A 21856-nucleotide genomic window follows, 5' to 3' on the forward strand; every position below is an offset into this window, starting at 1 on the left:
TTCCTTTTACATAAAATTTGGGGTGTGAGCTTTTGAAATATCATTTGCCAAATCTTCATCTATACCTATATTTACCAACCTCTTTACTCTATTTTCATTCATTTTCTCTTTTAACTCTTCTAATAAATCAAAACCTCTTTTATAAGCATTTGGTTCATCACTACCTGCTGCTAAAATAGCCAAAGCTTCAAGTAATATAGATGATTCTCCATTTATCTCATCCATAAACTCTTTTCTTTTAAATGCAGTATTTTTTAAAGCATTTATTCTATTTGGATTTTGTTCAATTGCTGATTTTACATGCTCTATTCCATAAGCAACATGTCGCATTTCATCTCTTTTTGCAAGTCTTATAATCTTTTTTGTTGCTTCATCAGGCATATATTTTTCTAAAAAGCTTAATAAATCAACAAAAGTTCCCTCTCCCATAACATGAAGCAAAAAAGAACTTTTAATATAATCATCCTCTTTAAATAGTGAAAAAAGCGATCTTTGAGTAACTCCACTTGAATATTGAAAACCACCTCCATTTGCATTTGCTCTTTTTGTAAACACTTCTATATGTCTTGCTTCATCATTCATTAAAGAGGATAAAAATAGAGGAACCTCCATATAATATGGATTTATTTTACTTATAAATTTTGCTGGAATATACAAAGCTGAAAACTCATTTTCAACTAAATATGTCATTATTTGACAAATGGCTCTTTCTAAAACAGGATTTAAATCAGGAATCTCATTCCAAGCTATATCAGTTGTTGCATTCCATTGAAGACTTTTCCCCTCTTCATAAAGAATAGATACTGGATTTGACCAAACTTGCTCTTTATGTGATAGTTCAAAGTCATATATAGGGCTATTTTCTTCAACTACAATTCCTCTTGTGAGAAGTCCATTATTTTGTGGTGCAATAGATAATATTTCATCACTTAAATTCAAATCTTTTAATTTTGGATTTCCTATGTCTATGCCTTGCATTTTTTTGCCCCAAGAGGCTTTTTGTAAAAAGCTATCTTTTTTTATCTTTTGTATTTTATACGAGTATTGTTGTTTTAGTCTTTCCCTTCCTAAATAGATATGCCCCCTTAATTTTGCCCAGCCACGAAGTTCAGTTTCAATATTTTCTTTTTGTGAAATAACTTCAATTATTTCATAAGTATTGCAGAGCAAAAAAGCATTTTCAAGTCTTAAAAACAGTGCTTTTGACGGTGGTAAATTACCTGTAAATATAGAGATAGAGTGGTTCAAATGAATATTCCAAATTATAATTTAATTTTGAATCATTCAATAAATTTTAAATTTAGTGATGAAAATCTCAACCTGAGACCTAAGAATGAGATTTTAACATATAAAAATAAGAATTAAATAAAAATTTAAATTTAGTTTTCAAATAATATAACTTGAAGACTAAATATAGAGATAAAGATTAAATCCTATCATCAAAATATTTAATACAAAAAAAGCTTTTTTACTCCAAATAGATAAAAATGAGAATAAAATATATAAAATAAAAAAATATATTGGGGTAAATACTTCATAAACATATATTTTATTTTCTAAAAAGATTTTCAAATAAGTATCAAAATAGTGTGAAATATAAAAACTATGTGCAACTATCTCAAGCGGATAAAAAATTGTAAAGAGTATTGTAATAGGAATAGAGTAAAACTGTTCTAATGCTGTTTGACCAAAGAAATAGTGAACTATTGGATTAAAGATTAAAAACATCCATATATTAAAAAAGATATAGAGTAAAATCTTATTTGAACTTTTAAAATATTGAATAAACAAATATATATAAAAAACAGCAATTATAGAGAACCAAAAACCAATATTAAAAATATATTGTGGAAAAAAAGAGATAACAATTAAAAAGGTATATAACAAAGTAATATATGATATAAGCTTTATATTGCTTCTTAAAAGATAAACTCCCATACAAAAAAGAACAAAAGCCCTATATGTGTAATTAATTTGTATATAATAAAATTACATAAAACTATTATTTTGTGGTTTTGTTATATACTTTACAATGGAATGACCCCAAAAAAGTAGACAGAAATTTATTCAGTTAATTAAAATAACAATTTAGAGAAAATTGTAAACAATTGAAGGAATTAAAAATGGCAAGAAGAGAATATAGTGAAGAGTTTAGAAGAGATGCTGTAAAACAAGTTATAGAAAATGGATATGGGGTTGTTGAAACAGCTGAGAGGTTAGGTGTCCATTATGATTCTTTGAGAAACTGGATAAAAAAATACAAATCACCAGAAGCTGAAGTAGAAATAAAAAAAACTCAAGATACAACAGCTGAAATAAAAAGATTGCAAAAAGAATTAAAGAGAGTTACAGAAGAGAGGGATATTTTAAAAAAGGCCGCAGCGTACTTTGCAAACAACCCAAATTAAAGTACGCATTTATAAAGGAGTATCAAATACAGTACACAATCAGAAGAATGTGTACTGTATTGAAAGTTCATCCTAGTGGGTATTATAAATGGTTAAAACAACCTATTTCAAATTTAGAGATTGAAAATCAACAAATTTTACAAGAGATAAAAAAAGCATATAGAGAGTCAAATGGGATATATGGATATAGAAATATTCATAAAGATTTAAAGGCTTCAAATATACATGTAAATAAGAAAAGAGTTGCAAGATTAATGAAAGAAGCAAAACTTTGTGGAATAGGAAATTATAAAAGAAAACCAAAGCATAAGGCTGGTTCAATTCATAAAGCACATCCAAATCATTTAAAACAATGTTTTTTAACATATAAACCAAATGAATCTTGGGTTAGTGATATCACATATATCAGAACTTATGAAGGATGGTTATATTTAGCTACAGTTATAGATCTTTATTCAAGAAAAATAATTGGTTGGGCAACAGGACATAGACAATCAACATCTTTAATTATTAAAGCTTTGAAAAAAACAACTCACAGAATTAAAAATCATAAAGTAATTCTTCATTCAGATCAAGGTAGCCAATATAGTTCTTATGAATACCAAACATTTTTAAAGCATCATAATATTATCCCAAGTATGAGCCGTAGAGGTAATTGTTATGATAATGCAGTAGCAGAGAGTTTTTTTAAGACATTAAAAAAAGAATTAGTTAGAAAAACTATATTTCATACAAGAGCAGAAGCTAGAGATAAAATATTTGAATATATAGAAATGTTTTATAACGCAAAAAGACGACATAGTTTTTTAGATTTTATAAGTCCAAATGAATTTGAGAAAAGATACAATGATAGTGTTACTCAACCAAAGGTGTTAACTGATTAAAAAAGTATCTACACTCTTGGGGTCATTCCAGTGAAAACCTGACAGAGCTACAACATGTGCTACTCGATAAGCTGTAATAACATCTCTTAATTCACTAGAAACTGGAATTGCTAAAAATAGAGCATTAAAAAGCTCTTTTATCATCAAATCATCGTGATTTTCTTCTATGTTTTTAACAATTTTTTCTTTTACACTATACTTTTTATCTAATCTATCAAAGTACAGAATTTTTGTAAAAAACCCTTTAAGGTAATTTAGAAAATCAACTTCTCTAGTATCAATTGCGAGTTCAATATAATCCAAAATATCAAGCTCTTCGTTTTTAGAAATAGTTCCAAAAAACTCAAAACCTTCACCTTTTAACTTAAGAATATCAAACTTCTCTTTTTTATATATTTTTAAAATAGTAGCTTTTGATACAAAAACTGTCTCTTCTTTGAAATTTTGAAAATCAATATATTTAAAAGATATATTTACAAAAAAAATCAGAAGTAAAAATAGAATAAAAAATATCTCATTTTTAAACTCTAAAAATTTTTTCATGATTTTTCCTAATAAATCGTTACCTTATTTCGACCATCTTTTTTTGAACAGTACAAAGCTTCATCTGCTCTTTTAAATATACTCTCTTTTGTATCATTATCTTTAAAGAATGTAGCACCTAAACTAATAGTTATATTTTTATCCAAGCCAAAATCATACTCTTGTACTTTTTTTCTTAATTTATCTGTTAAATTTTCTAAATTACTTTTATCTAAATTCTTTACCAAAATCACAAACTCTTCTCCTCCAATTCTAAAAAGTTTATCTGTTTTCCTTATATTCACTGCTATAAGATTTACTAAATCTTTTAGAACTGTATCTCCAGCTTTATGTCCAAGAGTATCATTTATGTTTTTAAAAAAATCTATATCAAAAATAATAAAAGCTACACTATTTTTATATCTTAAAAAGGCCTCTAATTCATTCTCCATATACTCATTATAAACATTTCTATTATAAGCATTTGTAAGTGGGTCAACTCTACTTAAAATCTCCAATTTTTTTCTTATAAACTTATTTATTATAAAAATTACAAAAAGTATTAAAAAAAACTCAAAAGCAAATATTATAAAGCTAAATTTAAATATATAAGTTTTTTGTGTAGCTATAGTTGAAAGAGTATTCATTAAATTTTCACTTAAAAACCAAAACTCTTCACTTTTCAATAAAACAAGCTCTTGGTTTTTATTTGAATGATCATCTGAATAAATTTTTAGAGCCTCTTTTAACTCCTCCCAATTACTAGATAAAAGAGTAATCATTTCTAAATAGTTTTGCATTGTTAAAGAGTCTAGATTATAATTAGATTTATCTAAAATTTTTTGAAAAATTTCATCAACTCTTTTTATATCACTTTTATAATCTTTTTGTGCGAATTCAAGCTTTACAACTCTTTGAACTCCACTTCTTATCTTTCCAGTTGTATTAATAAGTCTGGCATCATTTTCTATTTGATTCATAGCATATTTTATAAAAAAGGTATTTAAAGAGATTATGATAATATGAAAAGATACAATAGAGATAAGAACAAATCCAATACCAACTTTTTGGAAAGTTCTTTTACAAAAACTAATAAAAAACATAATATACTCCTTTTTTTAAGGATAGAGAGTATCTATATCTATTATATCTTTTTTTACTCTTTTTATTCTATCTTTAAGAGCTTTTAACACAAATTTAAGTATATTAAGCTCTTTATTTATAGATTTTATAAGGTTATTTAAAATATGAAGAAATTTGATTATACAGCAATTAGTGATGATTGTGTAAAGTGTGGAAAATGTAAACCTGTTTGTACAATATTTAATATAAATCAAGATGAAGCAACAAGTCCTAGAGGTTTTATTGACCTCTTAGGAGCATATAAAAGAGATGAACTAGAACTTGATGAAAATGCAAAAAACATATTTGAATCATGTTTTTTATGTACAAACTGTGTTGAAGTTTGTCCAAATGACTTACCAACAGATATGATAATAGAGCAAGTACGTGCCGATATTGCAAAAAAATATGGAATAGCTTGGTATAAAAGACTATTTTTCTTCCTTTTAAGACATAGAAAAATTATGGATTTTATGTCAAAACTAGGTTATATGTTCCAAACTTGCGGTATTAAAATTGATGAAGAGAAGCAAAGTGCAACTCCTAGATTTTCTCTACCTATTATAAAAAAAGATAGAGCTTTACCATTTGCAGATAGTAAGAGCTTTTTAAATAAATATCCAGAAAATATTAGAGTAAAAGAGCAGAGTAATAAAAAGGGAAGAGTTGCAATTTTTATTGGATGTATGAGTAACTATACTTATACAAATACAGGGGATAGTCTAGTAAAAATCCTAAAAAAACTAGATTTAGATATTTTTATTCCAAAAAAACAACTCTGTTGTTCTGCACCTGCATATTTTACAGGTGCTTTTGATACTGTTGATTATTTAACTAAAAAAAATATTACATATTTTGAAGAGTGGATAGATGAAGTTGATGCAGTAATTATTCCAGAAGCTACTTGTAGTGCTATGATAAATAAAGATTGGGAACATTACTTACATGATCAACCAGACTGGAAAGAAAGAGCAATCAATCTATCAAAAAAGATATTCTTAGCTACAAAATGGCTAGAAAATAACACTGAACTAAAAAATTTATTAGCAAAAAGTGGTAAAAAATTTGATCAAATGGTAACTTATCACGACCCATGTCATGCTAAAAAAATGCAAGGTGTTTGGAAAGAGCCAAGAGAGCTTTTAAAACAAAACTATGTTTTGAAAGAGATGAGTGATTCAAATAGATGTTGTGGTTTTGGTGGAGTTACTATGCAAACAGAGAAATTTAGTTTTGCAAAAGCTGCTGGTGCTCCAAAAGCAGCAATGATTAGAGATACAAAGGCTCAAATAGTAAGTGCTGAGTGTAGTGCCTGTAGAATGCAAATAACTGATAGTTTATGGAGAGCTGATGTTGATGTAGTGTTTAAAAATCCTATTGAGTTAATAGCTGAAGCTTTGGAAGATTAAATTTATGGAATTTTGGCAAAACATCTACTCTCATTTTAATCCTGTGGCTTTCTCTATAGGTGAGATACAAGTCCACTGGTATGGAATTATGTATGCAATGGCTCTTTTAAGTGCTATTTTTATTGCAAAATGGTTTATAAAATACGACAATATAAATATTAAAGATGATATTTTTGATTCATATATTTGGTGGGCTGAAATTGGTGTAATTTTAGGAGCTAGATTTGGATATATTTTATTTTATGACCCAAATAGTTTTTACTATCTTACAAATCCTTGGCAAATCTTTAATCCTTATGTAAATGGAACTTATGTTGGAATATCAGGGATGAGTTATCATGGAGCATTTATAGGATTTATAGTTGCTAGTTTACTATTTTGTAAAAGAAAAAATATTAATTTTTGGTTTATAACAGATATTGCAGTTTTAGGAGTAAGTGCAGCATATATTTTTGGAAGAGTTGGAAACTTTTTCAATCAAGAGTTAGTTGGTCGTGTTACAGATGTTCCTTGGGCTATTTATGTAAATGGTGTTTTAAGACACCCTTCTCAACTATATGAGGCATTTTTAGAAGGTGTTGTAGTATTCTTAATACTTTTATACTTTAGAAATAGAAAAAAATTTGATGGGCAGCTAGCTTTAATGTATGGTATTTTTTATACAATAGCAAGAATTATTGCAGAAACTTACAGACAACCTGATGCTCAAATTGGATTTTTAGTTGGAAATTGGCTAACAATGGGGATGTTACAATCATTTGCTATACTATTTGTTTGTATATCTTTATATGTTTATAAAACAAAAGAGATGTTAAAATAAACATCTCTTTTATCTATTTATTTAGTTTTATATGATTTTTATAAGAAGTTGGAACTATCTTATATAATTTTGCATTTGCAAGATCTTGTAGAAACTTTGGTTCAACTTCATGTAAAGCTATAATATCAACAAATCCATCATCCATATACCAGCCTCTGCCTGTATCTACAATTTTCTCATCTTTAAATAACTCTACAAGCTCTTCTTTTGAAACAATCAATTCTTGCAAATCTTAGGCCTTTTTATTTTTTTAAAAGATCTATAGTATATCCTCTACTAGAGTGATTTCTTACTATTTCATAATATGTTTTTTGTCTTATCTTATTTACAATATTTCTCATAGTATAAATAGACATCTCTTTACCTTTCCATACTACATCTTTTATAGTATCATAACTAGTTATTTCATCTCTTTTTTCTATTAAAAGTTTTAAAAATCCTTTTTCAAGTCTAGTAAAGTCTATCATAACTCCACCTTTTTTGAAAAACTGGTCTCTATACTCATCAAAATATACACCATTACCAAGCTCTACTTTATCAGTTCTTTTTGTTTGATTTATACACATAATAATTGCTAATTTTAAATTCATTGGGTTAAAAGGTTTTAATAAAAATGTGTATGCTTGTATATTTACAGCTTTAGAGATATATTCTTCATCACTTATTGATGAAACAACAATTTTTGGAGTTAATGCTAATAAGCTATTTGCTTTTGCAGCTATTTTAGTAAAACTCTCTTTTGCTATATCCATATCAACAACAACCACATCATTAAAAGATATACTTTTATAATTAATAGTATCTCTAGTTGAAATGATTTTTACCTCTTTAAAATCAGAATAGAACTCTTTAAGCTCTTGTTCATTAAAAATTTCATCATCACTTACGATGATGATTTTTGTATTACTGATTTTTCTTATACTCTTCATATTTTTTTCCATTTTTTACTCTCTATAAATAATTTAATATACGAAATAATAACAAAAAAATGTTTTAATGTCAAAATAATTTGTATTTTTTAATAATAAATTCTAAAACTTCCATATTTTAAACATTAGAGTCACCTTACAGTTTATCAATATATGATATTTGTTATAGTAGAATCAATTTTTTTAAAAGATAAGGAATCACAACTACTATGATAATATTAGAAAAATCTCCAAAAGAGCTATTTAGACATTTTTGTAAAATAAACAATATAGAAAATATGCAAATTGCAGTTAAATACTTCTCTGTATTTGGTGGGCTTGATATAGAAATTGACACATCAAAACCTATTTTAGAACTAATTGAAAAACATATCTTAAATAACTATAACTATCTTAGAAGTGAAGTAAATAGCCTAACTGGTGGATACCATGTAGAACATGCAATTCTTTCAGGAATTGCTCTAGGAGATAGGAAAACAACAAATGCATTCAAAAGAGCTCATGTTAGTTTTGAAGAGGGAAGTAAATGTGTAGATAACCTTTATGAAAAAGAGATTATAGATATTGACTCTTCTGAACATTTTTTATTAGGGAAAAGAGGTGATTCTAAAATTGCACAAAAACTACTCTTTACTAACCCTTTTCTTAGATTTTGGTTTGCATTTGTATCTCCAATTTATAAAGGGATTAAAGATGGAAACTATGAAGAGTTTAAAACAAAGTTTCAAGGAAGAGAGGCAGATTTTAGCGATTTTATATTTGAAGAGTTAGCTTTAACTTTTATAAAAAATAGTTTTTTAGAAGACCCTATAAAACAACATGGGCAATATTGGGATGAAAAGATACAAATTCCAATAGTAGCAAAAACAGTTTCAGGAAAAATAGTAGTTGGATTTTGTAAATATAGTGATAATAAAATTAAAAAAAGTGAGTTAAACAGATTTTTAGAAGATTTAAAAAATGCCGATATAAGTGCAGATATTATTGTTATATTCTCAAAGAGTGGTTATTCAAATGAGCTTAAACAACTAAAAAGCAACTCTTTAATGCTTTTTACTATAAGAAATTTCAACTCTATAATTTAAACTTAAAATTTGCAACTTAAAGAGACAAAATTATATAATCAAAATAAATTTAAAAACAAAGAGAAAACAGTATGATAATAATTCCTGCAAGATTAAATTCAAGTAGATTTGCAAATAAGATTTTAGTAGATATTTTTGGACTTCCTATGGTTATAAAAACTGCAAAACAGGTTAGTTCTTTGGATAGAGTTGTAATTGCTACAGATACAAAAGAAGTTTATGATTTAGCAAAAGTGCATGGTTTTGAAGCAGTTATGACAAGTATTGAGCACAATAGTGGAACAGATAGAATAAATGAAGCTGTTAATAGTCTAAATATAAATGATGATGAAATTATTATAAATGTTCAAGCTGATGAACCATTTATTGAAATTGATGTTGTAAAAGCTGTAATAAATAGAGTAAAAGAGATAAGAAATTGCCCAAATACTTTGATAACTTCTTGCTATAAGAAAATAGATAGCAAAAGTGCAAATGACCCAAATTTAGTAAAAGTAGTTCTAAATTCTCTTGAAGAAGCAATATATTTTTCAAGAGCAAAGATCCCATATCATAGAGATGGTGAAGAAAACTCTACATATTTTGGACATTTAGGAATTTATGGATTTACAAAGAAATCTTTAAATAAATTTTGTAGTTTAATCTCTTCAAAATTAGAAAATATAGAGAAGCTAGAGCAACTAAGAGCGATAGACAATGGTTATAAAATAGCCATGGTAGAAGTAAACTCTAAATCTTTTGGTATAGATACAAAAGAGGATTTAGAAAGAGCTTTAAATATATTTGCTAAGTAGCTTAAAAAAAGAGAAAGATTTTATTAAAAATTAAAATCTTCTCCTAAATAGTGCTCTTTTACATTTATATCATTTTTAATCTCTTCAGATGTTCCACTAGCAAGTAAACTTCCACTTTTCATAACATAAGCTCTATGACAAATTTGTAATGTCTCTCTTACATTATGATCCGTAATTAAAACCCCTATTCCTATCTTTGTAAGTTCATTTATTAAATCTTGAATATCTTTTACAGCAATTGGATCAACTCCAGCAAAAGGCTCATCTAATAGTAAAAATTTAGGTTTTGACACTAATGACCTAGCTATTTCAGTTCTTCTTCTCTCTCCACCAGAAAGAGAGATTCCCTTTCTTTGACGAATAGGCTCAATATCAAGAAGCTCTAATAGCTCTTCAACTCTTCTATTTTGCTCATCCTTATCTTTTATTACAATTTCAGCTGCTAAAAGAAGATTGTCTTCTACACTTAAATCTTTAAAAATTGATGACTCTTGTGGTAAATAGCCTATTCCTTTTAAAGCTCTTTTGTGAAGTGGCAAAGATGTGATATTCTCATCATCAAAAAAAACATCTCCACTTGTTGGTTTTACAAGACCACAAACTGTATAAAAAGTTGTAGTTTTACCAGCTCCATTTGGTCCTAAAAGTCCAACTATTTCACCTGAATTTATCTCTAAAGAGATTCCATGCAATATCTCAGTCTTTTTAATTCTTTTTTTAATATCAACAATTCTTAAATTATTCATCTATTTTATACAACCTTTTATCATCATTTTTAAAAATATTTATAATAACCACATCAAAACCATAGTCATTTAAAATATTTTCTAACTTAGCATCTCCCCACTCTACAAAATGTAAACCACTCTTTTCAAACTCTTCAAGCATACCTAATGAGATAAATTCTTCCAAAGTTTTATTATATAAATCATAATGAAAAATATCTTCTCCATAAATTACTTGTAAGGAGAAAGTTGGAGAGTTTACAATATCTTTTAAATCCAAGCTCTTTACAAACTCTTTTACAAGTGTAGTTTTCCCACTTGCTAAGTCTCCTCTTAAAATAACAATGCAATCTCTATTTTCCAAAATAGATTTAAGACAAGTAATTAGGGGATCTAACTCTTTCTCTTCTAGTAAGAACTCTCTCATTTAGCAACTAAGCCTTTGTGAAAACTTAATAATCTCTTCTAGCTTTCTCTTTGCATTTCCACCATTTATTGCATCTCTTGCTATTTCTATACCATCTTTAATATCTCTTGCTTTTCCATCTACAAGAAGAGCTACTGCTGCATTTAAAAGAACAATATCTAGTTTTGCACCTTTTTGTTTTCCATTTAATATATCTCTTGTTATTTGTGCATTTATATCTGGTCCAGCACCTACTATATCATCTTTTGAGGCAATTTTAAAACCATAATCAATAGGATTTATAATCAAATCTTTAAGCTTTCCATTCTCCAAAAATGTAGCATATGTTATACTTGAGATTGAAACTTCATCCATCCCATCATCACTTGATAAAACCATAGCCCTTTTACAACCTAACATATCAAGAGCTGTCGCAATCTTATTTATAAAATCTTTAGTATAAACTCCTAAAACTATCTTTTCAACTCCAGCAGGACTACATAGTGGTCCAATTATATTCATAATAGTTCTATGGTCTATTGTTTTTCGTACAGGTGTTATATATTTCATTGCAGGATGATGATTTGCAGCAAACATAAATCCAAAACCAGTCTCTTCCAGCATTTTAGCAGTATCTTCCAAACTTAAATTTAGATTTATTCCAAGTGCTTCTAACATATCAGCACTTCCACTTTTACTTGTAACACTTCTATTTCCATGCTTTGCAACAAAGCAGCCAACACTTGCTAAAAGTATAGAAACCGTACTTGAAATATTAAAACTATAACTTTTATCTCCACCAGTTCCTACAATATCAATAGCTTTTTCTCTTAAACTCTCACTTATTGGAAGTGGTATTACAAAATCTCTCATAGAACTAGCAGCACCTGCTAATTCACTAGCAGTCTCTCCTCTTTCATAAAGAGCTAAAAAATAATCTCTTATTTCATTATGAGATAATTTATCTTCAAAAATCTCATCAAATTTCACTTTTGTCTCTAAAAACATCTAATTTACCCTTTGTACATACTCATCTATTTTTGATTTTGGTGTTGATTTCGTTGTTGGAATTTGAATAATTTTAAACTTCTCACTATTTTCAAGATATTTTATTTCAATAATATCCCCAACTTTTACCTCTTTTGCTTTTTTTACTGCAATATCATTTAGAAAAACAACTTTGTGTTCCAGCATATCTTCAGCAACGGCTCTTCTTTTTGTTATATTTACGGCATTTAAAAATTTATCTATTCTCATAAAAAAGATTATAACAAATTTAAACTAAAATGATTTTTTATACTCTTTCTAGCAACTTATCAAGCCATTTTTGGCTTAAAACTCTTTTTGCAAAACCCAAAATATATGTGGCTTTTGTTACATAATATCTAGGTTTTGGATTATCTACATTTAAAATTTTTAAGACAACATTTGCAACACTACTTGGAGGAAGAGTAAAAACCCCTTTATTATCACTGCTTTCTAGCCTTGCTTGTAACTCTTTTTCATAAGAACTTCTCCAAAAACTATTTTTTATATCTATATGTTTTTTAAAATTTATTAGTGAATTTTCTCTAAACTTTGAAGTAACTGGACCTGTATTTATCGTGCTTATGAAAATATTACTATTTGAAGTTTCAAGTCTTAAAGTATCACAAAGTCCTTCAATAGCATATTTACTTGCATTATATGCTCCCCTAAATCTCAAAGATATAATTCCCAAAACAGAACTATGTTGAATAATCTTTCCATACCCTTGTTCTCTAAAAATCTTCATAGCTTGAATTGTTACTTCATGAAGTCCAAAAAAGTTTGTATCAAATAACTCTTTTAAAACCTCCGTATCTATATCTTCAATGGCTCCAGGAACTGCAAAACCAGCATTATTAAAAACAGAATCTAGTTTATTATCTTGCTTTAATATCTCATTTAAAGCAAATTTTATCTCATCTTTATTTCTAACATCTATTTTAAAAGCTATTAATCCTAATTTTTCTAGCATTATTACATCTTTTTGCTCTCTTGCACTTGCATATACTTTTACATTATTCTCTTTCAAAAAAAGTGCTGTTTCAAGTCCAATTCCACTAGAACATCCAGTTATCAATATATTTCGCAATTTTATTCCTAATAAATTTTTTGCTATTATATCCAAAAATTATTTGAGTAAAAAAATGACAAAAAAAGATAAAGAGTTAAAAGAACTTTTAGATATTGAAGTAAATAGTAGAAATTGTGTTTTAGAGTTAAGTTATGAAAAACCTGACCCTTTGATGGTTGCAAAAAGACAAAATGATGAGTTTGCAATACTTTTATGTGCTTTGTTTGCTTATGGAAATGCAAAATTAATAGTGAAATTTTTGGATAGTTTGAATTTCTTACTTTTAAATGAGAGTGAAATAAAAATCGAAGAGGAGCTTAAAAATCACTATTATAGATTTCAAAATAGTGCTGATGTTATAGCAGTTTTTAAAACTTTTAGAAGATTAAAACAAGAAAATAGTTTGGAAGAGTTATTTTTTGAAGGTTATAAAAATGAAAATAGTGTTTTAGAAGGCATTGATTTTGTGATACAAAAGATAAAACAAAAAGCAAACTACTCTTCTCAAGGATTTGATTTTTTGGTTGGAAATCCACTAAAAAGAGATAAAAATGGAAGAATAAAAGATTCAAATGCACCATATAAAAGATGGAATATGTTTTTAAGATGGATGGTTAGAAAAGATAGTTTGGATTTAGGACTTTGGCAAAAAATAGATAAAAAAGATTTGATTTTACCGCTTGATACTCATACATTTAAAGTTTCACAAAAATTGGGACTTCTTAAAAATAGAACTTACAATCTAAAATCTGCATTAGAGATATCAGAAAAATTAAAAGAGTTTGATATAAAAGACCCTATAAAGTATGATTTTGCGATATATAGATTGGGACAAGAAAAACTTATTTAAGTTTCTCTTGTAATAAATCTATTTTTCTATTTGACTCAATTATCTTTTCTAATAGAATTTCTTCACTTAAAATTTGACTATAAACTGTATTTACTATCTCTTCTAAAGAGATCGGTTTTGCTAACTGATTTGCAAAAAGTAGTAAGTTCACGCCACTATTTATAGCTAAAGTCAAAGTCTGCTTTAAATCATAATGTTTACTAATAGCACTCATTTGTAAATCATCTGTTATCAAGACTCCATTAAATCCTAACTCTTCCCTTAAAAGCTTTGTATTTATATTGTAAGATAGTGTTGCTGGATATTCTTTATCTAAGTTTTCATTAAAAACATGAGCCGTCATAATCATATCAACTTTATTATTTTTAATAAAATATTTATAAGGTTCAAGCTCTTTTTTGTCCCATGTTTTAGAAATATCCACAAAACCTAAATGAGAATCAGCCAAAGAGGAACCATGACCTGGAAAATGCTTCAAAGTTGAAATTACACCCTCTTTTTTTAACTCATCTACAAAAATAGATGCATATTTTGTAACAATTTTAGAAGTCTCACCAAAACTTCGTCCACGAGTCACAACTACCTTATTATCTTTATTTATAGCTAAATCAACAACTGGAGCAAAATCAAGATTTATTCCAACACTACTTAAATCTTTTGCCATTGCTTCATAACTTTGTTTTGCAAAAACTTCTCCATTTTGCGATATTTGACTAGCTTTTAAAGTGTTTACAAAACCCATATCACTTTTAAGCCTTTGAACTATCCCACCTTCTTGGTCTATTGAGATAAGAAGCTTTCTATTTGAAATATTTTGTAATTGTTGGTTTAATCTCTTTAATTGAGTTTTGTTCTCTATATTTTTCGCTTTTGTCTTATCATTTGGGTCTTTATCAAATAGTATAACTCCTCCCAAACCAAACTCTATATCTTTGTAAATTTTACTGTTTTTATCTATATTAGTACCAGAAAATCCAAGTACAACCATTTTTGCTATCATTTTTTCTATATCTTTTTTTGAGTAGTTCTCTTGTGCAAAACATGAAACAATCAAAAATAAAACTACAACCAAACTCTTCATAAAATCTCCTATTTAACCCAATTTTTATAGTTTGTAAATGCTGGAAACTGCTTTTTAAACTCTTTTTCTTCAAAAGAAAAACTATAACTATCCATATACTCTTGCAAAATTTCATAAGATTTTTTAAGTTCTGTAAACTTCTCATGGCTTCCACCTTCCATATCTGGATGGTACTTTTTTGAAAGTTTTAAGTATCTTTTTTTTACATCTTTTTTGCTCATATTTGAGATAATTCCAAACAGTTCAACAGATTTGATAAAATCATCATAATTCATATAAATCCTTTAAAGAATATATTGTACAAAAATATTATGATTAATCTACTTATTGTATAATGCTCACAAAATTTTTAAGGTATTTTATGGGACAAATTATAAACTTAGCAATAACAATTTTTATTTTATATCTAATTTTTACAAATTTTGGTGCTTTTTTAATGATAATTGGTGGGATTATCCTATTTTTTGCAATTGCAATATATTTTATAAGAAAAGCTTTTTTAAAAAATGCATCAAAGTTTCAATACCAATATCAAAACTTTGAGTTTAAAAACTTTAATCAAGATTTTAATAATAGAGGGTTTCAAGGAAATTTTTATAATCAAACTTCAAAACTACAAGAAGCAAAAGAGTTTTTTGGTTTTTCATCAACTCCATCAAAAGAGGATATAAAAAAGAGATATAAAGAGTTAGCAAAAATTTATCATCCTGATTTAAATGGAGGAGATGAAGAGAAGATGAAGAGATTAAATGAATATCGAGATATTTTAATACAAGCCTACACAGAATAAGGAAATTTATGAGTATAGATATGACAAAAGTAGCAAATATTATATTATATATGTTACACAAACAAGTTAAAGCTTTAAATCACAAAAAGATAGAGCTAATGATATTTTTCATAGAGCAAAATCATCTAAATTTTTGTGAAAAAAAGATTTTAGGTGAAAGCTTTATAAAAACTCCAAGAGGAGTAAAAGCTGATATTTTAGATGAACTTTTTAATCTAATATTAGATGATGTAGAGTTTGAAGATGAAGAGGATGATAGAGTATTTTTTATTCAAGAGTTAATGGATTTTTTAGAGATTGAAATAGTTGAAAAAGCGACATTTAAAGAGCTTAAATTTAAAAAACTAGACGAAGATTTTGACGAAACTATCTTTTCGATTGATGAGCTAAAATCTATACATAAAGTTATAAATTTATATAAAGATACAAGTGTTAGAAATCTTGCAAATGAGTCCTTTAAACTTGAAAAAGTACGAGCTTGCGATACTAATGAAATTATTTTCTAAAAATCTATAAATTATAATATTTTTTTATTTTAAAGAATTAATTTTATCTAATAATTATAATTCAAGTAACTATTGGCTACCATTTCTATTAACTTTAATTTAATGAGGTGATAAAATGGGTTTAAAGAATTTAAAAGTAAATTATAAGATAAATATCATATCTATTATTACAATAATTCTTTTAGCTATTGTAACAGCAGTTTTATACAATGGTATGTCTAAAATCAACAATAGCTATGAAAATAGTAGTTTAATTTCTGATTTAGCAATTAATATTACAAAAACTAGTGAACAAGGTCTTCAAGTCTCAAATGCTCTAAGGGGAATAATTATAAATCCTAGTGATACAAAAGCAAAAGACAACTTCATTCAAGCAGTAAAAGAGCTTGATGATTTAATCTTAGTTCTTAAAGATAGTTCTAAAAATTTTCAAGGTTTCGAGAAATTTGAAATTGCTTCTTTATATGCTTCACAAATTGAGGTATTGAATAAAATAGTTGAAAAGCTAAAAAATAACGAAACTTTAACAAAAGAGGACAACTCTCTATCAACAAAAGAGTGGAGACCATTAAAAGCTGCTTTACTAAAGTGGCAAGAGAGAAATTATGAAAGAAATAGAGAGATAAGGAGTGAATTCAACGATACTATATCAACTACTACATCTTTTATTGTGACTATTTTAGGAATAACTATTTTAAGTATCTTAATAATAATCCAGCTAATTTCTAGAAATATTGTAACTAGCCTTAATATCTTTCAAAGTGGTCTTCTAAGTTTTTTTGCTTTTTCAAATAAAGAGAGTACAAAAGTTGAGCTAATAAATCTTAATAGTACAGATGAGTTTGGAACTATGACAAAAGTAATAAACCAAAACATTGTAAAAACACAAGATTTAATAACTCAAGACAATGCTTTAATAGAAGATGTAAAAAGAGTTGTAAATGAGGTAAAATCTGGGAATTTAGATTCAAAAATAGAAAAATCAACTATAAATGAAGAGCTAGAAGAGTTAAAAAGTAGCTTCAATGAGATGCTTGAAGTTACAAAAAGAAATGTTTGTTCTGATATAAATAGAGTTGTTGATGTTCTTGATAACTTTGCAAAACTAAACTTTACAAAGAAGATAGAAAATGACAATGGAAAAGTTCAAGTGGTATAAATCAACTATCAACAATTATAAATCAAATGTTAGCTGAGAACAAATCAAATGGTTTAACACTAGAAGAGAGTTCACATCTTCTATTATCAAATGTAAATAAATTAAACTTAAGTTCAAATGAAGCAGCAGCATCACTAGAAGAGACAGCAGCAGCATTAGAAGAGATAACTTCAAATATAAGAAATAATACAGAGAGCATTGCAAAGATGTCACATCTTTCAAATGGTGTTACAAAAGCAGTAAATGAAGGACAAGCTATGGCAAATCAGACAACAACTGCAATGGATGAGATAAATACACAAGTAAATCTTGTAAATGAGGCAATAGGAGTAATTGATAATATAGCATTTCAAACAAATATTCTTTCACTAAATGCAGCAGTAGAAGCAGCAACAGCAGGGGAAGCAGGGAAAGGGTTTGCAGTTGTTGCACAAGAGGTAAGAAATCTAGCAACAAGAAGTGCAGAAGCTGCAAAAGAGATAAAAGAGATAGTAGAAAGAGCAACAGTAAAAGCTAATGAAGGAAAAACTATTGCTACAAATATGATAGATGGATATAAAAACTTAAATACAAATATCTCTTCAACAATGAATTTAATATCTGATATAGAGAATGCTTCAAAAGAGCAACTATTAGGGATTGAACAGATAAATGATGCAGTAAATCAATTAGACCAACAAACTCAACAAAATGCTATGATAGCTAGTCAATCACATGATATTGCTCTAAGTACAGATGAGATAGCAAAACTAATAGTAGAAGATGCTAATCAAAAAGAGTTTGTAGGTAAGAGTGAGGTAAAAGCTAAAGAGATAGGATTAAAGAAAGAGGTAAAAGAGCATATAATAAACTCTACAGCCAAAAAGACAGTAAAACCAAATCAAAATATAAACACTTCTAAAGTAAAAGAGATTAAAGATAACTCTAATAGTGATGAGTGGGAAAGCTTTTAAGAGATCTTAAATCTCTTAGGCTTTACACTTAAAACTTAATCTTATTTTATAAAATAAGATATCTATTTCTATTTTCTAACAAATAATGATTTTCTAATTAGTTAATAATAAAAAAAGATAAGAGACTTAAATCTCTTATCTTAAAAAGAGTAGTGAGAATGACTACTTCTCACTATTGTTTTCTTCCTCTTCTTTTCTTAAATCTTCAGCAATATTTCCCTCTTTTTCTCTACTTAATCTTGATATTAATATATAAAATAGTGGTATAAATACTATTGCTATAAATGTTGCTGTAAGCATTCCACCAACAACTCCTGTTCCAATAGAGTGTTTAGAAGCCGCTCCAGCACCTTCACTAATCGCTAAAGGCATAACTCCAATAGTAAATGCTAAAGAAGTCATAACAATTGGTCTTAGTCTTACCTTTGCAGCTTCTAGTGCTGAATCTACTAAGTTATACCCCTCTTTTCTTTTTTGAAGAGCAAACTCAACAATCAAAATAGCATTTTTAGCTGCCAATCCAGCAAGAACTAAAAGCCCAACTTGGAAATATATATTATTATCCAATCCTCGTAAGTTTGTTGCCAAAATAGCTCCAAATATAGCAAAAGGAACTGCCAATACAACAGCTATTGGAAGTAGCCATTTTTCATATAAAGCTGCAAGAATTAAAAACAAGAAAATAATTCCAAAAATAAAAGCTTGTGCAGAGCTTCCACCTATTTGTTTCTCTTGATATGCCGTTCCTACCCAAGCAATTGTATAACCTTCAGGTAGAACCTCTTTAGATACCTCTTCAATAGCATTTAAAGCATCTCCTGAACTATATCCTTGTGCTGGTTGTCCTGATACTTTTGAAGCTTGGAATAAGTTAAATCTCTCAATAATATCAGCACCAACTTGCTTTTTCAAAGTTACAAAAGAGCTAAGAGGAAGAAGCTCATCATTTTTTGATCTTACAAATATATTTTGCATATTATTTGGATTATCTCTAAAGCTATCAACTGCTTGCATATTTACTTTATATGTTCTTCCATAAAGTGTAAAATCATTTACATAATAACTTCCAAAAGTTGCATTTATAGTGCTATAAATATCATCAATTCTAACTCCTTTTGATTTTGCTTTTTCTAAATCAACTTCCATTTGATATTGTGGAATATTAGCTGCTAATGATGTTCTAGTACCAAATAGTTCTGGTCTTGTTTTTGCTTTTTCAATTACGGCATTTGTTACTTTTTGAAGCTCTTCAACAGAACCACCTGTTCTATCTTGAATATACATATCAAATCCACCAGTAACACTCATTCCCATAATAGCAGGTGGTACAACAGCAAATGAGAAACCTTCACTAGTGCCCATTAGTTGCCCACTAAATTTTGTCAAAAGATTCATAGCATGTTGGTCATCATTTGGTCTATCTTTCCAATCTTTAAGCTTAATAATAGTTGCCACAGTGTGACTTCTATATGCTGATGTTGTAAAGTCATAACCAGCAAGTGTAATAATATTTTTTACATTTGGATCTTGTTCAATAATTGAATTTATCTCTTCACTAAGCTCAATTGTTCTTGAAAGAGAAGAACCTGGAGGATTAAATCCAAACACAAAGATAGTTCCTTGATCTTCATCAGGTACAAGCCCTGTTTTCATACCCTTAAACATATCCCATGATATAAATAGTAAGCCACCAAATAGTAAAAGTGAGATTAAAGAGTATCTAATAGTCTTTTTAACTAAAAATGAGTAACCATCTGTAAATTTATCAAACATAGTATTAAACCATTTGAAGAAACCTTTTGGTTCATTGTGGCTATTTTTCAAAATTCTTACACATAAAGATGGTGTCAAAGTTAAAGCTACAAATCCAGAGATGGCAACGGATATAACAATGGTAATAGCAAACTGTCTATACATAACCCCACTTAATCCACCCATAAAGGCAACAGGAATAAACACAGCTCCTAAAACCAATATAATAGCAATTAAAGCTCCAGTAACCTCTCTCATAGCTGCAAAAGCTGCCTCTTTTGGAGTTTTTCCCATATGCATATGTCGTTCTATGTTTTCAATAACGATAATAGCATCATCAACAACAATTCCAATAGCAAGAACCAGACCAAAAAGAGTTAAAAGATTTATACTAAATCCTAAAGCATACATTCCAGCAAATGCTCCAATAATAGAAACAGGAACTGCTATTAAAGGAATAATTGTAGCTCTCCAGTTTTGTAAGAATAAGTATATAATTAAAATAACCAATATAAGGGCTTCCACAAAAGTTTTTACAACCTCTGTAATTGAAGCTGTAATAAAATCTGTACTATCATAAGGAATACTATAAGTCATATCATCTGGAAAAGTTTTACTAGCCTCTTCTAAAGCTTTTTTAATGGCATTTGCACTATTTAAAGCATTTGCATCACTTTGTAAAAATACCCCTATAGGAATAGATGGTGAGCCATTTAGTTTAGTCTGCATTGAGTAATCATTGCTTCCTAATTCAATAGTTGAAACATCTTTTAGTTTTAAACTACTACCATCTTCATTTGCTCTAATAATAATATTTGAGAATTGAGAAGGATTATCAAATCTCTCTGGAGTTTTGATAGTGTAAGTATACATCTGCTTATTTAAAATTGGCTCTTCACCAATTTTTCCTGCTGCATACTGCTTATTTTGCTCTTTTATTGCAGTTAGTATATCAGTTGTTGTTAATTTATACTTCTCTAATTTTGCTGGGTCCATCCAGATTCTAATAGAGTAATCTTTTGCTCCAAAGATCATAGCATCTCCAACACCCTCAGACCTTTTTAAAGTCTCAACCATATTTAAAAGTGCATAATTTGACAAGTAAATAGAGTCATAAGTATTATTTGGAGATTGAAGCATTGCAAAAAGTAAAATACTAGGAGATTGTTCTCTAACAACAACTCCCATTCTTTGAACTTCTTCAGGCATAGAAGCTAAGGCTGCTTGAACCCTATTATTTACATCAATCTTTGCACTATCAGGATCTGTTCCTGTCTCAAAATATACATTTATACTTAATCTTCCACTATCTTCTGCTAGTGAATTCATATAAATCATATTTTTTGCACCATTAATTTGTTGTTCTAATGGAGCTGCAACAGTTTTTGCAATAGTACTAGCACTAGCTCCTGGATAAGTTGTATTTACAACAATTTGAGGTGGTAAAACTCTTGGATATTGTTCAATTGGAAGATTAAACATAGATATAATTCCAACAAGGAAAATAATTATACTTAAAACTCCAGCAAAAACGGGTTTTCTAATAAAAAATGCTGAAATCAT

The 21856-nt window shown here is 27.9% G+C and carries 24 protein-coding genes; 10 read left to right on the forward strand and 14 right to left on the reverse strand.

Annotated elements, in window-relative coordinates; translation table 11 throughout:
- Positions 1 to 6 precede the first annotated feature (6 nt).
- Positions 7 to 1254, reverse strand: coding sequence for a ferritin-like domain-containing protein (locus tag ATR_RS06250; protein ID WP_115428618.1), 1248 nt, complete (start codon positions 1252 to 1254; stop codon positions 7 to 9).
- 153 nt (positions 1255 to 1407) lie between these two features.
- Positions 1408 to 1728, reverse strand: a complete 321-nt coding sequence (locus ATR_RS09975; RefSeq protein ID WP_228254204.1) for a hypothetical protein — start codon at positions 1726 to 1728, stop codon at positions 1408 to 1410.
- 395 nt (positions 1729 to 2123) lie between these two features.
- Here ATR_RS09975 and ATR_RS06260 point away from each other — a divergent pair.
- Positions 2124 to 3292 (forward strand): IS3 family transposase gene (locus ATR_RS06260; protein WP_115427962.1). Its coding sequence is split into 2 segments (ribosomal slippage): positions 2124 to 2376 and positions 2376 to 3292, totalling 1170 coding nucleotides; the frame shifts between segments, so codons are not numbered across the junction.
- Here ATR_RS06260 and ATR_RS06265 read toward each other — a convergent pair.
- Positions 3281 to 3835 carry a hypothetical protein gene (locus ATR_RS06265; RefSeq protein ID WP_115428620.1) on the reverse strand — a complete coding sequence of 185 codons (555 nt, stop codon included), beginning with the start codon at positions 3833 to 3835 and terminating at the stop codon, positions 3281 to 3283. The genes ATR_RS06260 and ATR_RS06265 overlap by 12 nt on opposite strands.
- A gap of 8 nt (positions 3836 to 3843) precedes the next feature.
- On the reverse strand, positions 3844 to 4917 hold the full coding sequence (locus ATR_RS06270) for a GGDEF domain-containing protein (RefSeq protein WP_115428621.1): 1074 nt from the start codon (positions 4915 to 4917) through the stop codon (positions 3844 to 3846).
- A 144-nt stretch (positions 4918 to 5061) separates the two neighbouring features.
- Here ATR_RS06270 and ATR_RS06275 point away from each other — a divergent pair, with 144 nt between their 5' ends.
- Positions 5062 to 6345 (forward strand): (Fe-S)-binding protein, encoded by a 1284-nt coding sequence (locus ATR_RS06275; protein WP_115428622.1) that lies wholly within the window; start codon positions 5062 to 5064, stop codon positions 6343 to 6345.
- Between the two features lie 4 nt (positions 6346 to 6349).
- Positions 6350 to 7165, forward strand: coding sequence for a prolipoprotein diacylglyceryl transferase (gene lgt, locus ATR_RS06280; RefSeq protein WP_115428623.1), 816 nt, complete (start codon positions 6350 to 6352; stop codon positions 7163 to 7165).
- A gap of 13 nt (positions 7166 to 7178) precedes the next feature.
- On the opposite strand, the gene ATR_RS06285 is transcribed toward lgt, so the two are convergent.
- A complete protein-coding gene (locus ATR_RS06285; RefSeq protein WP_115428624.1) occupies positions 7179 to 7394 on the reverse strand; it encodes a hypothetical protein in 216 nt (71 codons plus the stop codon).
- 13 nt (positions 7395 to 7407) lie between these two features.
- A complete protein-coding gene (locus ATR_RS06290) occupies positions 7408 to 8094 on the reverse strand; it encodes a response regulator transcription factor (RefSeq protein ID WP_228254205.1) in 687 nt (228 codons plus the stop codon).
- Positions 8095 to 8303: 209 nt separating this feature from the next.
- On the opposite strand from ATR_RS06290, the gene ATR_RS06295 reads away from it, so the two are divergent.
- Both ATR_RS06295 and kdsB read left to right on the forward strand, forming a co-directional pair.
- Entirely contained in the window at positions 8304 to 9179 is an 876-nt protein-coding gene (locus tag ATR_RS06295; protein WP_115428626.1) for a DUF234 domain-containing protein, read from the forward strand.
- A gap of 71 nt (positions 9180 to 9250) precedes the next feature.
- A complete protein-coding gene (gene kdsB / locus ATR_RS06300) occupies positions 9251 to 9973 on the forward strand; it encodes a 3-deoxy-manno-octulosonate cytidylyltransferase (RefSeq protein ID WP_115428627.1) in 723 nt (240 codons plus the stop codon).
- 23 nt (positions 9974 to 9996) lie between these two features.
- Here kdsB and lptB read toward each other — a convergent pair whose 3' ends face one another.
- From lptB to ATR_RS06325, 5 genes are read right to left on the reverse strand one after another with little or no spacing between them, the layout of a single operon-like run.
- On the reverse strand, positions 9997 to 10719 hold the full coding sequence (gene lptB, locus ATR_RS06305) for an LPS export ABC transporter ATP-binding protein (RefSeq protein WP_115428628.1): 723 nt from the start codon (positions 10717 to 10719) through the stop codon (positions 9997 to 9999).
- Positions 10712 to 11125: a tRNA (adenosine(37)-N6)-threonylcarbamoyltransferase complex ATPase subunit type 1 TsaE gene (gene tsaE, locus ATR_RS06310; protein ID WP_115428629.1), complete on the reverse strand. Its 414-nt coding sequence runs from the start codon at positions 11123 to 11125 to the stop codon at positions 10712 to 10714. Before tsaE ends, lptB begins: the two co-directional genes overlap by 8 nt.
- The gene (trpD, locus tag ATR_RS06315) at positions 11126 to 12112 is read right to left on the reverse strand and encodes an anthranilate phosphoribosyltransferase (protein ID WP_115428630.1); all 987 of its coding nucleotides are present in this window, start codon (positions 12110 to 12112) and stop codon (positions 11126 to 11128) included.
- On the reverse strand, positions 12113 to 12361 hold the full coding sequence (locus ATR_RS06320; protein WP_115428631.1) for a S4 domain-containing protein: 249 nt from the start codon (positions 12359 to 12361) through the stop codon (positions 12113 to 12115).
- Between the two features lie 37 nt (positions 12362 to 12398).
- Complete coding sequence (locus ATR_RS06325; protein ID WP_115428632.1) at positions 12399 to 13220, reverse strand: SDR family NAD(P)-dependent oxidoreductase; 822 nt, start codon at positions 13218 to 13220, stop codon at positions 12399 to 12401.
- Between the two features lie 55 nt (positions 13221 to 13275).
- On the opposite strand from ATR_RS06325, the gene ATR_RS06330 reads away from it, so the two are divergent.
- Positions 13276 to 14052: a TIGR02757 family protein gene (locus tag ATR_RS06330; protein ID WP_115428633.1), complete on the forward strand. Its 777-nt coding sequence runs from the start codon at positions 13276 to 13278 to the stop codon at positions 14050 to 14052.
- Here the strand turns inward: ATR_RS06330 and ATR_RS06335 are convergent.
- Both ATR_RS06335 and ATR_RS06340 read right to left on the reverse strand, forming a co-directional pair.
- Positions 14045 to 15133 (reverse strand): glycoside hydrolase family 3 N-terminal domain-containing protein, encoded by a 1089-nt coding sequence (locus tag ATR_RS06335; RefSeq protein WP_115428634.1) that lies wholly within the window; start codon positions 15131 to 15133, stop codon positions 14045 to 14047. The two genes, ATR_RS06330 and ATR_RS06335, sit on opposite strands and share 8 nt — an antisense overlap.
- A gap of 8 nt (positions 15134 to 15141) precedes the next feature.
- Positions 15142 to 15408 (reverse strand): DnaJ domain-containing protein, encoded by a 267-nt coding sequence (locus ATR_RS06340; RefSeq protein ID WP_115428635.1) that lies wholly within the window; start codon positions 15406 to 15408, stop codon positions 15142 to 15144.
- An 86-nt stretch (positions 15409 to 15494) separates the two neighbouring features.
- On the opposite strand from ATR_RS06340, the gene ATR_RS06345 reads away from it, so the two are divergent.
- The 4 genes from ATR_RS06345 to ATR_RS09995 all read left to right on the forward strand — a co-directional run bounded on the left by ATR_RS06345 (position 15495) and on the right by ATR_RS09995 (position 18541).
- A complete protein-coding gene (locus ATR_RS06345) occupies positions 15495 to 15923 on the forward strand; it encodes a J domain-containing protein (RefSeq protein WP_228254206.1) in 429 nt (142 codons plus the stop codon).
- Positions 15924 to 15931: 8 nt separating this feature from the next.
- A complete protein-coding gene (locus ATR_RS06350) occupies positions 15932 to 16429 on the forward strand; it encodes a type II toxin-antitoxin system antitoxin SocA domain-containing protein (protein ID WP_115428637.1) in 498 nt (165 codons plus the stop codon).
- Between the two features lie 115 nt (positions 16430 to 16544).
- Entirely contained in the window at positions 16545 to 17588 is a 1044-nt protein-coding gene (locus ATR_RS09990) for a HAMP domain-containing protein (RefSeq protein ID WP_456236508.1), read from the forward strand.
- A 257-nt stretch (positions 17589 to 17845) separates the two neighbouring features.
- Positions 17846 to 18541 (forward strand): methyl-accepting chemotaxis protein, encoded by a 696-nt coding sequence (locus ATR_RS09995; RefSeq protein WP_456236513.1) that lies wholly within the window; start codon positions 17846 to 17848, stop codon positions 18539 to 18541.
- Between the two features lie 162 nt (positions 18542 to 18703).
- Here the strand turns inward: ATR_RS09995 and ATR_RS06360 are convergent, their stop codons facing one another.
- Entirely contained in the window at positions 18704 to 21856 is a 3153-nt protein-coding gene (locus tag ATR_RS06360) for an efflux RND transporter permease subunit (RefSeq protein ID WP_115428638.1), read from the reverse strand.

The sequence above is a fragment of the Aliarcobacter trophiarum LMG 25534 genome (genome assembly GCF_003355515.1).
GTDB lineage: Bacteria > Campylobacterota > Campylobacteria > Campylobacterales > Arcobacteraceae > Aliarcobacter > Aliarcobacter trophiarum.

Excerpts from the sequence above, each read along its gene's own strand:
- ATR_RS09975 (WP_228254204.1), bottom strand. The coding sequence starts at position 1,728 with ATGTTTTTAATCTTTAATCCAATAGTTCACTATTTCTTTGGTCAAACA.
- tsaE (WP_115428629.1), bottom strand. The coding sequence starts at position 11,125 with ATGAGAGAGTTCTTACTAGAAGAGAAAGAGTTAGATCCCCTAATTACT.
- ATR_RS06275 (WP_115428622.1), top strand. The coding sequence starts at position 5,062 with ATGAAGAAATTTGATTATACAGCAATTAGTGATGATTGTGTAAAGTGT.
- ATR_RS06290 (WP_228254205.1), bottom strand. The coding sequence starts at position 8,094 with ATGAAGAGTATAAGAAAAATCAGTAATACAAAAATCATCATCGTAAGT.
- ATR_RS06350 (WP_115428637.1), top strand. The coding sequence starts at position 15,932 with ATGAGTATAGATATGACAAAAGTAGCAAATATTATATTATATATGTTA.
- ATR_RS06270 (WP_115428621.1), bottom strand. The coding sequence starts at position 4,917 with ATGTTTTTTATTAGTTTTTGTAAAAGAACTTTCCAAAAAGTTGGTATT.
- ATR_RS09995 (WP_456236513.1), top strand. The coding sequence starts at position 17,846 with ATGGCAAATCAGACAACAACTGCAATGGATGAGATAAATACACAAGTA.
- trpD (WP_115428630.1), bottom strand. The coding sequence starts at position 12,112 with ATGTTTTTAGAGACAAAAGTGAAATTTGATGAGATTTTTGAAGATAAA.
- ATR_RS06295 (WP_115428626.1), top strand. The coding sequence starts at position 8,304 with ATGATAATATTAGAAAAATCTCCAAAAGAGCTATTTAGACATTTTTGT.
- ATR_RS06360 (WP_115428638.1), bottom strand. The coding sequence starts at position 21,856 with ATGATTTCAGCATTTTTTATTAGAAAACCCGTTTTTGCTGGAGTTTTA.
- ATR_RS06320 (WP_115428631.1), bottom strand. The coding sequence starts at position 12,361 with ATGAGAATAGATAAATTTTTAAATGCCGTAAATATAACAAAAAGAAGA.
- ATR_RS09990 (WP_456236508.1), top strand. The coding sequence starts at position 16,545 with ATGGGTTTAAAGAATTTAAAAGTAAATTATAAGATAAATATCATATCT.
- lptB (WP_115428628.1), bottom strand. The coding sequence starts at position 10,719 with ATGAATAATTTAAGAATTGTTGATATTAAAAAAAGAATTAAAAAGACT.
- lgt (WP_115428623.1), top strand. The coding sequence starts at position 6,350 with ATGGAATTTTGGCAAAACATCTACTCTCATTTTAATCCTGTGGCTTTC.
- ATR_RS06335 (WP_115428634.1), bottom strand. The coding sequence starts at position 15,133 with ATGAAGAGTTTGGTTGTAGTTTTATTTTTGATTGTTTCATGTTTTGCA.
- kdsB (WP_115428627.1), top strand. The coding sequence starts at position 9,251 with ATGATAATAATTCCTGCAAGATTAAATTCAAGTAGATTTGCAAATAAG.
- ATR_RS06265 (WP_115428620.1), bottom strand. The coding sequence starts at position 3,835 with ATGAAAAAATTTTTAGAGTTTAAAAATGAGATATTTTTTATTCTATTT.
- ATR_RS06330 (WP_115428633.1), top strand. The coding sequence starts at position 13,276 with ATGACAAAAAAAGATAAAGAGTTAAAAGAACTTTTAGATATTGAAGTA.
- ATR_RS06345 (WP_228254206.1), top strand. The coding sequence starts at position 15,495 with ATGGGACAAATTATAAACTTAGCAATAACAATTTTTATTTTATATCTA.
- ATR_RS06340 (WP_115428635.1), bottom strand. The coding sequence starts at position 15,408 with ATGAATTATGATGATTTTATCAAATCTGTTGAACTGTTTGGAATTATC.